The sequence below is a fragment of the Sphaerotilus hippei genome, from assembly GCF_003201595.1.
Taxonomy (GTDB): Bacteria; Pseudomonadota; Gammaproteobacteria; order Burkholderiales; family Burkholderiaceae_C; genus Sphaerotilus; species Sphaerotilus hippei.
This window is the reverse complement of sequence record NZ_QJJS01000001.1, coordinates 419105-434014: the sequence shown is the minus strand read 5'-3', so window position 1 is coordinate 434014 and position 14910 is coordinate 419105. Positions and strand designations below refer to the sequence as shown.

Here is a 14910-nt window from a genome sequence, read left to right as displayed (position 1 = left end):
AGCGCAGTTTCGGCTGGCTGTCGCGGTTTCGTCGGCTCAGCCGCGATTTCGAGCGCTTGCCTCAGGTGCTGGCCAGTTTGCATTTCGTGGTCTTCTCCATCCTCATGCTCCCCAAGGCCGCAGCGGTGCTGGCTTCGGGGGGAAGTTCATAACACGCTCTAGATAGCTAATTATTTGACCGGCAAAGTCTACAGACGCTTTCCAGGGCGTGCCACCTCGTTTGAAGGGATGATCTCTCAGATCGGGTCTACATCGTCAGTCCGAAGATTGCTCGGCCTGCCCGACAGCACCGTCAAGCTCGGCATCATGGACGAGGAGCGCCGCACCAGCGTGAACCTCAAGGCCTGCATCGCCGCGGCCAAGAGCCGCGTGGCCTTCATCAACACCGGCTTCCTCGACCGCACCGGCGACGAAATGCACACCGCCATGCTGGCCGGCCCGATGATGCGCAAGGGCGACATCAAGAGCAGCGCCTGGATCGCCGCCTACGAGCGCCGCAACGTGCTGATCGGCCTGGAATGCGGCCTGCGCGGGCGCGCCCAGATCGGCAAGGGCATGTGGGCCATGCCCGACCTGATGGCCGCCATGCTGGAGCAGAAGGTCGGCCACCCCAAGGCCGGCGCCAACACCGCCTGGGTGCCCAGCCCCACCGCCGCCACCCTGCACGCGCTGCACTACCACCAGGTCAATGTGGCCGACGTCCAGCAGCAGATCGAAGCCAGCGGCGACGCCACCAAGGCCGAAGTCACCGAGAAGCTCATGACCGACCTCCTCACGGTGCCGGTCGTCAAGGAAGCCATCTGGAGCGCTACCGAGCGCCAGCAGGAACTCGACAACAACGTCCAAGGCATCCTCGGCTACGTGGTGCGCTGGATCGACCAGGGCGTGGGCTGCTCGAAGGTGCCCGACATCAACGGCGTCGGCCTGATGGAGGACCGCGCCACGCTGCGCATCTCCAGCCAGCACATCGCCAACTGGCTGCAGCACGGCGTGGTCAGCGAAGCCCAGGTGCGCGAGACCTTCGCCCGCATGGCCGCGGTGGTGGACGGCCAGAACGCGGGGGATCCGGCCTACAAGAGCCTGGTCGCCCACCCCGATGGCGCGGCCTACCAGGCGGCGCTGGACCTGGTCTTCAAGGGCAAGGAGCAGCCCAGCGGCTACACCGAGCCGCTGCTGCACGCCTGGCGCCTCAAGGTCAAGGCGGGCTGAACAGGGCTGAGTCCCTGCAGACTCGGCCCTGCATGCCGAGGCGGGTCGGCCTGTGAGCCGGCCCCTGTGTACACACGTCACCAAAGCCCAATCGATGACGTAACGGCGCCCCTAAGGGGTGCCGTTTGTGTTTTTTGCGGGGTCTTCTCCGGAGATCAGATCATCGACGCCAACGCTTCGATGCGTTTCACAGTGCGAGCCAAGCTGGGCGACACCAGTGCTGCACGGCGCGCGTCCCAATGTGAACGCACAAACGCACCCAGGTGCAGGTTGTAACCCGATCCGGGTTTATTGCGGTCTATGGACGAGACCAGCTCTTCACGAATCACGCGCTTCCTGGACCTCGCCGCCAGTGTCAGCAGCAACCGCTTCGGGTCCGGCTCTTCATCGGGGCGATGTGGCAACCGGGTCAGTGGAATCGCCAGGGCCTGGGCGGCCCCCTCGCGATCTGCTATCACCCAGCTTTCAGCTTCAGCCACCGCAAAGCGCAGCAGCAAACAATGCGCTGTTCGAATTGGCCTCCATTGCGCCAGCAAGTCCACAGGGCACTGACCATCGGTATCAGCAATGCACAACACAGGTTGGACACGTTCTGCCTGCTGAGCGTATCGAGGCAGTGCGGGCAGCAGCTTGGTAACACCGCGGGTATCTATGGTCGGCCCCGCCAAGCGCCAACCCGGCAGGCAAATGGCCACCAGTCGCTCGCCGAGCGCGCAGCACAACGCGTCCTCTCCGATGACAAGGATGCGCGTCATGTGAACAACCCCAGCTGATCAAGTCCCGTGGCGCGGGTCTTGGGCAACAGAACTTCCGCTGCATTCAGCCCGTTCTCGACAGCCAGCACTTCATCTGCCACCGGAGAGCGCACCGTAGATCCATTCGCACCTGGTTCGATCAGCAACACCGTCCGAGCGTCGGTGACCTGAGACAGAAGCACTTCGCTGTGCGTGCTGATCAGGACCTGCCGAGACATCATGCGGGCCAACCGCAGCACCCGATCGACCATCAGCGGAATGTGCTCGACGATGCCGTCGTTCAGCGACAGTTCAGGCTCTTCCAACAGCAACAGACCGGCCCCTTCCTGCAGTGCCCACAGCAGAGCGATCAGTCTCAGCGTGCCATCGGAGAACTGGTCCTCTCGCTGCCACGCTCCGTTCACCCGCCAATGCGTAAAGTTGGCTTCCAGGTGCCACAGACCCGATATGGGCTCTTGCTCGAAACGCAGCTCTGAAAACAACGGTACCGCCTGAGCCAACGCCTTGGCAATACGGGCCATGCGCGCATCGCGCGTCTTCTTCGGTGTCTTGGCGATGCGCTGCAGCAGGCCCTGGCCAAAAGGATCGTTCTCCAGCACCCGCGCCCCGATTTCGCCACTGTGTTTCAGCAGCTGCGGCACCAAGTGAAGATAGGTCGTCGCGCCAAAACAGTCCACCACCGCACGAAAGCGAGCGTTGTTGTTGATCTGTTCAAGGTGCGTCTGCGTCCGGCGGTCGGTATCGCCCAAGTCGTCATCCCCCGGGCGGCGCAACACCGCCTGTCCCTGGTGATCAACCGCCTCCTCGGTGATTAACACCCGCTGCTGCCCCTTGCCTTCGGATTTGAACGCCAGTGCGTAACGCCAGGTCGGTACCTGGGCATCGACCGAATCGGCCAACTCCACCTCAATGCGGACCTCCGGGTCCCGCCGGGCATGCAAGCTTCGCAGCTTGCCCAGGCCCCCACGTTCCTTGATGGCTTTCTGAAGACCGCCGCCCTCGGTCTGCGCCAGCGTGCGCAGAAAGCGAAACACATCCATCAGGTTCGATTTGCCCGAAGCATTCGCCCCGATCACGTAGCCGCGTGGCCCCAGCCGCACATCCACCTCACGGAAATTGCGCCAGTTCTTCAGCCTCAGGCGTGTGATCAGCATATTTACAGCCTCATGATTCAAGCAATGTTCTAGGCAGATTCTCAAGCATCTAGCGCCCATCGCACCAACTCTGTCATAAGGAGCAGGCACCGAGTCGCTACCGCACTTTTTGCCTCAAGGCCGCGACCTGAGCCGGGCGACCCGAGGTCCGGGCAGGGGCGACAATCGCCGCCATGAAGCTGCAATACCTGATCTTCGAGGCCGGTGACGATGGCGAGGGCCACGGCACCTGGGACGCCGTGGCCAGCGTGCGCGCGGCCCAGCTGCCCGCGGTGATGGCGGAGGTGCAGGCGGTGCGCACCTGGGCCGAGCGGCACAGCCCCGGCCCCCGCGGCCCGCTCGACGAGGACGGCACCTGGGACGACGACCTGCTGGTGCAGGCTGAAGGCGACTGGACCACGGTGACGCTGACGCTCACCGGCCCGTGGGAATGGGGCGAGGCCCTGGTCGCCCGGTTCACGCCGGCATGACCCGCTCCCTCCTGCGCCACGCCCTGATCCTCGGGCTGCTCTCGGCCATCGGCCCGTTCGCGATCGACATGTACCTGCCGGCGCTGCCGGAGATCGGGCGCAGCCTGGACGCCGACATCCGCCAGGTGCAGCTCAGCCTGATGGCCTTCTTCCTGTCGCTGGGGCTGTGCCAGCTGGTCTACGGGCCGCTGTCGGACCTGTGGGGCCGCAAGCGGCCGCTCTACCTGGGGCTGTCGCTGTTCGCGCTGGGCAGCATCGGCTGCGCGCTGGCCCCCGACATCGAGTCGCTGATCGCCTTCCGCTTCGTGGCCGGGCTGGGCGCCTGCGCCGGCATGGTCGTGCCGCGCGCGATCGTGCGCGACCTGCACACCGGCACCGAGGCGACCCGGCTGATGTCGTTGCTGATGCTGGTGTTCAGCGTCTCGCCGGTGCTGGCGCCGCTGGCGGGCAGCGCGGTGATCGCCTGGGCCGACTGGCGCTGGATCTTCTGGGCGGTGACGGCCGCCGCCGTGCTCGCCATGGCCATGATGCTGGTGTTCATGGAAGAGACCCGGCCGGCCGCCGAGCGGACGGACAGCAGCGTCGCGGGCGCGCTGTCGGCCTACGGGCAGCTGCTGCGCGACCGGCATTTCCTCGGCCTGGTGCTCATCGGCGCCTTCGGCATGTCGAGCTTCTTCTCCTACCTGGCCAACTCGTCCTTCGTGCTGATCGGGCACTACGGGCTGAGCCCGACGCAGTACAGCTTCTTCTTCTCGATCAATGCCGCGGCCTTCATCGGCGTGGCGCAGGTCAACGCCCGGCTGTGCGCCCGGCTGGGCCTGCCCGGGGTGATCCGCCTGGGCGTGATCGGCCATGCCGGCACGGCCGTGCTGCTGTGGGCGCTGTTCACGCTGGCCGGGGTCGACCGGCTGGACGTGCTGGCCGCGCTGGTGTTCGTCAGCTTCGGCTTCCTGGGGCTGGTGATCCCGACCACGTCGGTGCTGGCGCTGGAGCCGCACGGACGCATCGCCGGCACCGCCTCGGCGCTGCTGGGCACGCTGCAGATGGTGACCGGCGCGGCCGTGATGGCGGTGATCTCCGCCTTCGTGGACGGCAGCGCACGGCCGATGGTCACCGGCATCGGCGCCTGCGCGCTGGTCGCGGCCGCGCTGACCTGGCGTACGCTCGCGCCCGCACGGCCCGCCGCGGCCGTCGTCCACTGAACCCGAAGCCGCGCATGTCCGACGAGAACCAGATCCTCATCCCCGACTCCTTCCTCGACCTGCACCGCGACCGCAGCCGCAGTCGCCTGCGCACGCCGCTGGCCGAGGTGCGCGATCGCTACGAGGTCTGCGAGGACCTGTCGCAGCAGCTGGTCGCCCAGGCCCAGCACATCCACTTCGACCTCGGCGTCGCCGAGGTCGAGGTGCTGATGCGCATCGAGGCCGGCCTGAGCGGGCCCGACTCGGTGCTGTCGCCCGAAGAAGGCGTGTGGGTGTCGCGCCGGCTGGCCGAGCTGCTGCACTGGTATTGAGGCCGGAGCGGCGGAGAGAGCCCACACGATCATCAGGGTTGCATCCGGATCGATGCCGGCGGCGTAAGGACAGGCAAGGGCACCACCGCCGCTGCGGCACGTGGCGCCCGCCCTTCCCTCACCTGCCGGAGATCTGCATGACCCCCCGCCTCGCCCTCTGCGCCTCGACCGCCCTCGTGCTCGCCGCCTGCTCGAACCTGCCCATGGGCACGATGCCGCCGCAGGCCATGACCCCCTTCAGCCAGGACAGCCTGCCCGAGACCGTCAAGGTGCCGGCCGGCCACCGCGTCGCGATGGAAACCGTCGGCGTCGGCGAGATCACCTACGAATGCCGCGTCAAGGCCGGCATGGGCGACAGCTTCGAGTGGGTGTTCGTCGGCCCGGAGGCGGCGCTGAAGGAGCGCTCGGGACGCACCGTGGGCCGCTATTTCGGCCCGCCGGCGACCTGGCAGTCGATGGACGGCTCGAAGGTCACGGCCACCCAGCTGGCCGTCGCGCCGGCGGGCAGCGGCAACATCCCGCTGCAGCTGGTCAAGGCCAATCCGGCGACGGGTTCGGGCGCGATGACCGGCGTGAGCCACATCCAGCGGGTCGCCACCCGCGGGGGCGTGGCGCCGGCCGCGCCCTGCACCTCGTCCAGCCTGGGCCAGAAGCAGGTCGTCAGCTACCAGGCCGACTACATCTTCTGGAAGCCGGCCGCCTGAGGTCGGCCCGGCGGCGGGTCGGGTCTGGGGCACACTCATGTCTTTGCACCCGAGCTGCCCATGGCCCCGCCCCGCCCCGTCACCGTCGCCGATCTCGGCCGTTTCCAGACGGTGATCGACGCCCGCTCTCCGGCGGAATTCGCGCTCGATCACCTGCCCGGCGCGATCAACTGCCCGGTGCTCGATGACGAGGAGCGCCGCATCGTCGGCACGCTCTACAAGCAGCAGGGCGCCTTCGAGGCCCGCCGCGTCGGCGGCGCGATGGTGGCGCAGAACCTGGCGCGCCACCTGCGCGAGTGCTTCGCCGAGCAGCCCGCGTCGTGGAAACCGCTGGTCTACTGCTGGCGCGGCGGCATGCGCAGCGGCTCGATGGTCACCTGGCTGCGCCTGGTCGGCTGGGACGCGCGCCAGCTGCAGGGTGGCTACAAGGCCTTCCGCCACCAGGTCATCACCGAGATCGACCGCATCGCCCCGACGCTGGACCTGCGGGTGATCTGCGGCCCGACCGGCAGCGCCAAGACCCGCGTGCTGCAGGCCCTGGAGGCGACCGGCCGGCAGGTGCTCGACCTCGAGGGCTGCGCCAGCCACAAGGGCTCGGTGCTGGGCGGGCTGCCCGGCGTGCAACAGCCCTCGCAGAAGCGCTTCGAGACCCGGCTGCACGAGGCGCTGCGCCGGCTCGACCCGACCCGCCCGGTCTACATCGAGGCCGAGAGCCGCAAGATCGGCCAGCTCGCGCTGCCGACCCGGCTGCTCGAGCCGCTGCGGGCCGCGCCCTGCATCGAGATCGAGGCCTCGCCCGAGGCGCGGCTGCGCTACCTGCTGCACGACTACGCCTACCTGGGCGACGACGGTGAACACCTGGCTCAGAAGGTGGGCCACCTGAAGGACATGCACTCCCGCGAGACCATCGAGCGCTGGCAGGCCTGGGCACGCACCGGCGAGCTCGAGCCGCTGTTCGACGAGCTGATGCGCTCGCACTACGACCCGCACTACCAGCGCTCGCAGCAGACGCACCTGACCCGCTGGGCCCAGGCGCAGCGGGTGGTCGCCGCGGAGCTCGACCCGGCCGGCATCGCCGGGCTGGCCGAGGCGATCGGCGCGCTGCCCGCGCCCCCGCCCGCGCCGGTCTCAGGGCCCGCCAAGGCCCGCGCGGCGAGCCTGCTCGACGAAGCCGGCCAGGGCTGATTCGTCGAGCGTCTCGTGCGCCAGCAGTTCGCCCGCCATGCGGTCGAGCAGCTCGCGCCGCTGCTGCAGCAGCGCCAGCGCCTGCTCGTAGGCCCCGTCGACGAGGTCGCGCACGGCCGCATCGATCGCATCGGCGGTCGCGTCCCCGAAGGCACGGTCCGGCGGGCCGCCGTTGCCGTGGCTCAGGAAGGGGGTGCGCGTGCGCTCGAACACCACCTGGCCGAGGGCGGCGGCCATGCCGTGGCGGGTGACCATGTCGTGCGCGATGTCGGTCACCTTGGCCAGGTCGTCGCTGGCGCCGGTGGAGATCTCGCCCAGCACCACCTGCTCGGCCGCGCGGCCGCCCATCAGCACGGCCATGCGGTGTTCCAGCTCCCCTCGGGTGGCCAGGTAACGGTCCTCGGTCGGGCGCTGCAGCGTGTAGCCGAGCGCGCCGATGCCACGCGGGATGATGGAGATCTTGTGCACCGGGTCGGTGTCGGGCAGCGACATCGCGACGATCGCGTGGCCGCACTCGTGCACCGCCACGCGGCGGCGCTCGGGCGCGTTCATGACCCGCTGGCGCTTTTCCAGCCCGGCGACGATGCGCTCGATCGCCACGGTGAAATCGGCCGCCTCGACCGCGGCCGCCCCGCGCCGGGTCGCGCCCAGCGCCGCCTCGTTGACCAGATTGGCCAGGTCGGCCCCGGCAAAACCGGGGGTCAGCGCCGCGACTTCGCCCGCATCGACCCCCGGCGCCACGCGGACCTGGCGCAGGTGCACACGCAGGATGGCGGCCCGGCCGAGGCGATCGGGGCGATCGACCAGCACCTGGCGATCAAACCGGCCGGCCCGCAGCAGCGCCGCGTCGAGCACCTCGGGCCGGTTGGTCGCGCCCAGGATGACCACGCCCAGGCTGGCGTCGAAACCGTCCATCTCGGCCAGCAGCTGGTTGAGCGTCTGCTCCTTCTCGTCGTGGCCGCCGGCCAGCCCGCCGAGGCCACGCGCGCCCCCCAGCGCATCGAGCTCGTCGATGAAGATGATGCAGGGCGCGGCGGCACGGGCCTGCTCGAAGAGGTCGCGCACCCGCGCCGCACCGACGCCGACGAACATCTCGACGAACTCCGAACCGGTGATGGAGAAGAAGGGCACGCCGGCCTCGCCGGCCATCGCCCGCGCCAGCAGCGTCTTGCCGGTGCCGGGCGGGCCGACCAGCAGCACGCCCTTGGGCATGCGTGCGCCCAGCCGGCCCCAGGCCTGGGGACTCTTCAGGAAGTCGACCGACTCGCGCAGCTCGGCCTTGGCCTCGTCGACGCCGGCCACATCGTCGAAGCGCACCGGGATCTCGGTCTCGCCGTGCACCCGCGCGCGGCTCTTGCCCACCGACAGCATGCCGCCCAGGCCGCCCTGCTGCGCCAGGCGCCGGCCCAGCAGCGTCCACAGCCCGAACAGCACCACGGCCGGCACGATCCAGGACAGCAGGTCACGCAGCAGCGTGTTCTCGACGATGCCCTCGTAGCGCACCGCGTACGGCTCGAGCTCGCGCACCAGCGCCGGATCGACGCGTGTCGTGACGACGCGCGTGCGGCCATCGGCCGTGGCGGTCTTCAGCTCGCCTTCGATGTAGGACCCGCCGATGCGCAGCGACTGCAGCTGGTCGTCCTTGAGCTGCCGGACGAACTCGCTGTAGGGAATGGCCTGCACCTGCGTGCCGGTGACCCACAGGTCACGCAGCCCGAACAGCGCCAGCAGCGCGATCATCCACACCCACAGCGGCTGGCGCGGGACGCCGAACACCGACCAGGGCGCGTCGGGCGGGGTCGAGGGGGCAGGGCGAGGGGTCTTGTCAGGGTCGGCCATCGCGCCATCATGCGCGGCTGGCGCGACAGATCAAGGGTCCGGGCCCGCCACGGCACCGCCACGGCGACCCGCATTGATCGACGGCAAGCGGGCCCACCGCGCCCGCGCTCAGCCGACCAGCACCGCCGCCTGGCCGGCCAGCCAGGCCGGCACCTGATCGACCGGCAGCGCCCGGCTGTAGAGCCAGCCCTGCGCGTCGTCGCAGCCCATCGAGCGCAGGCGTTCGCGCTGGACCGCCGTCTCCACGCCCTCGGCCGTCAGCGCATAACCGAGGGTCTGCGCCAGCCCCACGATCGCGCCGGTGATCGCGGTGGCGTGCGGGTCGTCGGCCAGGTCGTCGACGAAGGACTTGTCGATCTTGATGCGGTCCACCGGCAGCTGGCGCAGCAGGGCCAGCGACGAGTAGCCGGTGCCGAAGTCGTCGATCGCGATGTTCACGCCCAGCGCCCGCAGGCGCTCGAGCACCGGCTGGTTCTGCTCGGGCCGCTGCAGCACGGACTCGGTGATCTCCAGCTCGAGGCTGGCCGGATCGAGCCCGCTGTCCTGCAGGGCCTGGCGCACGCCGCTCTCGAAGCCCTCGTCGGCGAACTGGCAGACCGAGACATTGATCGCGATGCGCAGGCGCGGTCCGCCCTGGTCACGCCAGAGGCGGGCCTGGCGGCAGGCCGTCATCAGCACCCAGCGCCCGAGCGCCTGGATCAGGCCGCTCTCCTCGGCGATCGGGATGAAGCGGGCCGGCAGGATCAGCCCGAGCTCGGGGTGCTGCCAGCGCACCAGCACCTCCAGCCCGACCGTGAGCCCGCCGTTCAGGTCGACCACCGGCTGCCAGTGCAGCACCAGCTCGTCGGTCTGCAGCGCGCGGCGCAGGCCCTGCTCGATCAGCAGGCGCTCGCGGGCGCGGCTGCTCATCTCGGCCGAGAAGAAGCGGTAGGCGTTGCGCCCCTGGGCCTTGGCGGCGTACATCGCCGAGTCCGCCTCCATGATCAGGTCGGCCACGCTGTCGGCGTGGTCGGGGTGCAGCGCGATGCCGATGCTGGCCGTCAGGCTCACCATGTCAGCGCCCAACTGCACCGGCTGGGCGATCTCGACGAGCAGCTTGCGCGCCAGGACCGCACAATCCTCGGGCCGGTCGATGTCGGGTGCAATGACGACGAACTCGTCCCCGCCCAGCCGCACGGCCACGTCGGTGCGGCGGATCGCCGCCGACAGCCGCCCGGCGATCACCTGGATCAGCCGGTCGCCGGTGGCGTGGCCCAGCGTGTCGTTGATGACCTTGAAGCCGTCGAGGTCGATGAACAGCAGCGCCAGCAGGTGGCGGCTGCGCCGTGCCCGCTGCAGCTCGATGTCCAGGCGCTCCTCGAGCATGTGGCGGTTGCCCAGGCCGGTCAGCGCGTCGTGGTAGGCCATGTGGCGCATCTGGGCCTCGGCAGCCCGGATCGCGCTGATGTCGGTGATGGCCAGCACGTAGTGCGTCAGGCGGGCCTCGTCGTCGTGCACCGCGCAGACATGCTCCCAGACCGGGAACACCTCGCCGTCCTTGCGGCGGCAGGCGACCTCGCCGTGCCAGTGGTGCTCGCTGCTCTCCGACAGGTGGCTGAAGAACTGGTCGCTCTGCCGCCTGGCATGCAGCAGCTCGTCGGCATCGTTGCCCAGCACCTCGTCCATCGTGTAGCCGCTCAGGCGGCAGAACGCCGCGTTGGCCGCCACGATCAGGCGGGCCTCGTCGAGGATCAGGATGCCCTCGGCGCTGGTGCGGAAGACCACGCTCGCCTGGCGCAGGCGGTCCTCCATCTCGCGGCGCTGCGTCACGTCCTGGATGACCCCGATCACCCGGGCACCGCCGCCCGCGCCATCGCCGCCGAAGTGGCGGGCATGCAGCTCCAGCCACAGCGGCCGGCCGTCGGGCGCGCGGGCCGCCACCACCCGGCTGATCGCGCTGCCGTGCGCCAGCAGCTCGCTGACCGCGGGCCGGTCGGCCGGATCGATGCGCGAGAGGAAAGCCTCGCGCGCCTCGACGAAGGTGCGGGGCAGGCCGCCGAGGATGGACTCGGTGCGGCCGTCGACATGGAAGCCCCGGTCCGCATCGGACCACTCCCAGACCCCGAGCTCGGCCGCCTCGAGCGCCAGGCTCAGGCGGCGCTGAGCCACCTCGACCCCACGCTCGGCCGAGCGGCGCGCGAACGCCATCGTCATCGCCGCCTGCAGCTCGCGCAGCTCGAAGGGCTTGAGCAGGTAGCCGTAGGGCGCCGCCGCGGCCGCCTCGAGCAGGGTGTCGTCCTCGGCGAACGCGGTCAGGAACACCACCGGGATGCCCAGCTGCTCGCGGATCAGCCGGGCCGCCTCGGTGCCCCGCATCGCCCCGTCGAGGTGGATGTCCATCAGCACCAGGTCGGGCCGGTGCTGGTGGGCCAGCCGGATGGCGTCCTCGCCCCGGGCCGCCAGGCCGACGACCCGGTGGCCCAGTCCGACCAAGCTGAACTTCAGGTCCAGCGCCACCACCCGCTCGTCTTCCACGATCAGGATGTCGAGGAAATTCATGTCGCCTCCTGCACCGCAAACTCGAACTCGAAACTGCAGCCCGCCTCACGATGGAGCGTCACGCTGGCGCCCAGCTGTTCGGCCAGCAGCGGCACCAGCTGCAGCCCGAGGCTGCTGTGGTGATCCTCGAACCGCACCTCGGGCGGCAGGCCCACGCCGTCGTCGCGCACGACCAGGCGGGCGCGGGCGCCGGTGGACGCCAGCACCACGCCGACCTGGCCACGACGGGTCTCCGGAAACGCATGTTTCAGCGCATTGGTCACCAGCTCGTTGATCAGCAGGCCGCACGGCACGGCCCGCGGCAGGTCCAGCCAGATGGGCACGGGATCCATCGTGGCCACCAGCTCGATGGGCGCCCCGGCCGGCACATGGCTCTCGCGCAGCAGCCGCAGCAGCTTCTGCACGTAGAGCGTGAGGTCGATCTGCGCGTAGTCCTTGCCCTCGTAGAGCAGCTGGTGGATCAGCGCCATCGCGCGGACCCGGCCCTGTGCCGCCGACAGCGGCTGGCGGACCTCGGCCGGCACGGTGCGCAGCTGCAGGCTCAGCAGGCTGGAGACCACCTGCAGGTTGTTCTTGACACGGTGGTGCACCTCGTTGAGCAGCACGGTCTTCTCCTTGAGCGCGCCCTCGATCTGCGCCTTGGCCGCCTCGCGCTGCGAGCAGTCGGTCAGCGTCACCAGCACCTGGCGGCCGGAGGCCGACGGCACCGGCGTCAGCCCCGCCTCGACCGGCAGCTCGCTGCCGTCGCGGCGCTGCAGCCACAGGATGCGCTCGCCCATCTGGCGCGGCGTCGGCCGGGTCCAGTAACCCGCCATGTGGGCGGAATGCGCCGCGGCGAAACGCGCCGGGATCAGGCGGTGCACCGGGCTGCCCTCCAGCTCCTGGCGCGAGCTGCCGCACAGCCGCTCCATGTGGGCGTTGACTTGCACGATGATGCCCTGCTCGTCGACGACCGCCAGCCCCTCGGGCACCGACTCGAACAGCTCGCGGAAGCGCCGCTCGCTGCGCAGCAGGCCCTGCTCGGTGCGCAGCCGCGCGGTGATGTCGGCACCGGAGGGAATCAGGTGCGTGATGCGCCCCTGCTCGTCGCACATCGGCGCGATCATGTAGTCGATCTCCATCAGCTCGCCGCCGGCCATGCGCACCGGGACGTCGAAGCGCACGGTCTCGCCGGCCGCCGCGCGCCGGACGCTGTCGCGGCAGCGCTCGCTGACCCCGGCGTCGTGCGACCACCAGTGGCAGTCCCAGAACTTGCGACCGACGACGTCGTCCCAGGTCAGCCCGGCCGCCTGCAGCGGCGCCCGGTTGGCCTCGATCAGCGTGCCGTCGGGCTGCAGCACGCCCACGAAGGCGAACAGGCTGTCGAGCACCCGGCGCAGGTGCGCCAGGTTGTCGGTCAGGGCCTGCTCGCGGGCCAGCTGCTCGGTCACCTCCTGCATCACCATCAGCACGGCCGCCAGTTCGCCATGGTCGTCGTGCAGCGGGCTGAAATCGACGTGCCAGGTGCGCCGCAGGCCCGGGTCGCGGGTGATGGCCCCGCTCAGGACCTGGCCGCGCAGGGCCTCGCCACTGCGGCAGACGGTCTGCACATGCTGGTGGATCGGACCGCCGAAGTCGCGCGAGACGTCCAGCACCCGCTGGCCGACCAGCTCGTCGGCCCCCCAGCGGCTGACGTCCAGCAGGCGCTGGTTGACACGCAGGATGCGCCCCTCACGGTCCAGCATCGCCACGGGAATGGGCAGCGCGTCCAGCACGTTGGTCAACAACATCCGATTCCCCTGGCAGGACCGTCGATCAGAGGGGCATTCTGTTCCAAAGCGGGACGCACAGACACCCCAGGTGTGTACGCATTCACCATCCGGTCACGGTACGACCAAGGCCCTGCGCACCCCGGGCATCGCCCATCACCCCCACGGATCCGGGGCGGCGACAATAGCGGGGTGAGGCCGGCTTCGATCCCGCAGCCGGCATGCCTCCCGATCAACGACGCTGGTCCCCGCCTTGAACCCCTCCCCGATCTTCCTGCCCTGCGCCGCCGGCGTCGAACCCCTGCTCGCCGACGAGGTGCGCGCCCTGCTGGCCGAGGCCGCGCCGCGGGCGGCCGAATCGGTCCAGCTCGGCCGTGGCGGGGTGCGCCTGGTGGGCGGCCCGGCCACCGCGATGCGCCTGCACCTCGAGAGCCGCCTGGCCGCCCGGGTGCTGTGGCAGATCGCCGCCGGGCGCTACCGCGACGAGGACGACCTCTACGACATCGCGCGCACCGTGCGCTGGCAGGAGTGGATCAACGCCCGCCAGACGCTGCGGGTGGACACCACCGCGGTGCGCTCGCCGCTGCAGAGCCTGCATTTCGCCAGCCTGCGCATCAAGGACGCGCTGTGCGACGTGCTGCGCGACGCGACCGGCGAGCGCCCGGACGTCGATCCGCGCCACCCCCACCTGTCGCTGGTGCTGCACCTGCACGAGGACCACGCCACGCTCTACGTCGACCTGAGCGGCGAGGCGCTGTTCAAGCGCGGCTGGCGCGAGGCCCAGGGCGAGGCGCCGCTGAAGGAGACGCTGGCCGCCGCGATGCTGGCCGCCTCCGGCTGGCATGGCCGCGAGCAGGACGGCCCGCTGCTCGACCCCTGCTGCGGCGCCGGCACCATCGCCATCGAGGCCGCGCAGATCGCCTGCGGCATGGCCGCGGGCCTGCACCGCAGCTTCGCGTTCGAGAAGCTCGCGCCGTTCCGCGCCGAGGCCCAGGCCTGGCAGGAGATGAAGGCCGCCGCCCGCGAACGGGTGCACGCACCCCGCGTGGCGGTGCATGCCGGCGACGTGTCCTTCCGCATGACCGACTTCGCCACCCGCAACGCCGAGCGGGCCGGGGTCACCCACGCCATCGAGTTCAAGACCGCCGACGCGCTGCAGCGCAGCGCCCCCGCCGAACACGGCGTGCTGATGCTCAACCCGCCCTACGGCGAGCGCATCGACGCCAAGGGCACCGGCTCGACCGGCCGCGGCCGCGACGACCACGGCTTCGAGCCCGCCCACCGCGGCGCCCGGGCCGACGCCGGCGCCCGCCAGGGCTTCGAGGACGGCGGCAGCCCCACCGCCTTCTTCGCCGCGCTGTCCGCCCACTGGAAACGCGCCTACCCCGGCTGGACCGCCTGGGTGCTCAGCCCCGACGCCAAGCTGCCGCAGGCCATGCGCCTGAAGGAGAGCCGCCGCGTGCCGATGTGGAACGGCCCGATCGAATGCCGGCTGTTCCGCTTCGACCTGGTCGCCGGCTCCAACCGCGGCAAGCCGGACGCCGCCTCAGACGCCTGAGCGCGGCGGATCGGCGGTGCCGGGCCCTGCGCTCCGGCGCCGCCGGCCTGCGCCAGGTGGAGCGCCGCATCAAGCGCTGGTCCGGCCTGGGCCGGGCCGAACAGGCCTGCTTCGCTGCCCAGGGCCACGCCCAGCAACAGACCGACTCGCCCAACTGGGCCGCGAAACCCGCCGCCTCACCGGCCTGAGCCCGGACGAGCGGTATCGGCGGATCCGCGACGAGGAGAGTTTCTGGGC

Annotated in this window: 11 protein-coding genes and 2 pseudogenes; 8 read left to right on the top strand and 5 right to left on the bottom strand. The window is 70.4% G+C overall.

The genetic code is table 11. The features are described 5' to 3' along the window. Positions 1-152, top strand: a pseudogene (locus tag C7444_RS02010) (IS5/IS1182 family transposase); the annotation flags it as partial. A 106-nt stretch (positions 153-258) separates the two neighbouring features. Continuing rightward, positions 259-1209, top strand: a pseudogene (locus C7444_RS02005) (malate synthase G); the annotation flags it as partial. Between the two features lie 155 nt (positions 1210-1364). Here the strand turns inward: C7444_RS02005 and C7444_RS19940 are convergent. Next, positions 1365-1964: a hypothetical protein gene (locus C7444_RS19940; RefSeq protein ID WP_146219324.1), complete on the bottom strand. Its 600-nt coding sequence runs from the start codon at positions 1962-1964 to the stop codon at positions 1365-1367. Next, positions 1961-3118, bottom strand: a complete 1158-nt coding sequence (locus C7444_RS02000; protein ID WP_110399126.1) for an AAA family ATPase — start codon at positions 3116-3118, stop codon at positions 1961-1963. The genes C7444_RS19940 and C7444_RS02000 overlap by 4 nt, the downstream gene beginning before the upstream one ends. Positions 3119-3291: 173 nt before the next feature. Here C7444_RS02000 and C7444_RS01995 point away from each other — a divergent pair, with 173 nt between their 5' ends. The 5 genes from C7444_RS01995 (at position 3292) to mnmH (ending at position 6990) form a co-directional block, all read left to right on the top strand. After that, positions 3292-3588: a hypothetical protein gene (locus tag C7444_RS01995; protein WP_110399125.1), complete on the top strand. Its 297-nt coding sequence runs from the start codon at positions 3292-3294 to the stop codon at positions 3586-3588. Next, on the top strand, positions 3585-4790 hold the full coding sequence (locus C7444_RS01990; RefSeq protein WP_110399124.1) for a multidrug effflux MFS transporter: 1206 nt from the start codon (positions 3585-3587) through the stop codon (positions 4788-4790). Before C7444_RS01995 ends, C7444_RS01990 begins: the two co-directional genes overlap by 4 nt. A gap of 14 nt (positions 4791-4804) precedes the next feature. Further along, positions 4805-5101, top strand: a complete 297-nt coding sequence (locus C7444_RS01985; protein WP_110399123.1) for a hypothetical protein — start codon at positions 4805-4807, stop codon at positions 5099-5101. A 137-nt stretch (positions 5102-5238) separates the two neighbouring features. Beyond that, positions 5239-5805 (top strand): DUF3455 domain-containing protein, encoded by a 567-nt coding sequence (locus tag C7444_RS01980; RefSeq protein WP_110399122.1) that lies wholly within the window; start codon positions 5239-5241, stop codon positions 5803-5805. 60 nt (positions 5806-5865) lie between these two features. Continuing rightward, on the top strand, positions 5866-6990 hold the full coding sequence (gene mnmH, locus C7444_RS01975; protein WP_110399121.1) for a tRNA 2-selenouridine(34) synthase MnmH: 1125 nt from the start codon (positions 5866-5868) through the stop codon (positions 6988-6990). Here the strand turns inward: mnmH and ftsH are convergent. The 3 genes from ftsH to C7444_RS01960 all read right to left on the bottom strand — a co-directional run bounded on the left by ftsH (position 6934) and on the right by C7444_RS01960 (position 13136). Beyond that, positions 6934-8829, bottom strand: a complete 1896-nt coding sequence (gene ftsH, locus C7444_RS01970) for an ATP-dependent zinc metalloprotease FtsH (RefSeq protein ID WP_110399120.1) — start codon at positions 8827-8829, stop codon at positions 6934-6936. The genes mnmH and ftsH overlap by 57 nt on opposite strands. A 108-nt stretch (positions 8830-8937) precedes the next feature. After that, the gene (locus C7444_RS01965; RefSeq protein ID WP_110399119.1) at positions 8938-11367 is read right to left on the bottom strand and encodes a two-component system response regulator; all 2430 of its coding nucleotides are present in this window, start codon (positions 11365-11367) and stop codon (positions 8938-8940) included. Further along, positions 11364-13136 (bottom strand): sensor histidine kinase, encoded by a 1773-nt coding sequence (locus tag C7444_RS01960; protein ID WP_110399118.1) that lies wholly within the window; start codon positions 13134-13136, stop codon positions 11364-11366. Before C7444_RS01960 ends, C7444_RS01965 begins: the two co-directional genes overlap by 4 nt. 232 nt (positions 13137-13368) lie before the next feature. Here C7444_RS01960 and C7444_RS01955 point away from each other — a divergent pair, with 232 nt between their 5' ends. Then, on the top strand, positions 13369-14673 hold the full coding sequence (locus tag C7444_RS01955) for a THUMP domain-containing class I SAM-dependent RNA methyltransferase (RefSeq protein WP_170130593.1): 1305 nt from the start codon (positions 13369-13371) through the stop codon (positions 14671-14673). Positions 14674-14910 lie beyond the last annotated feature (237 nt).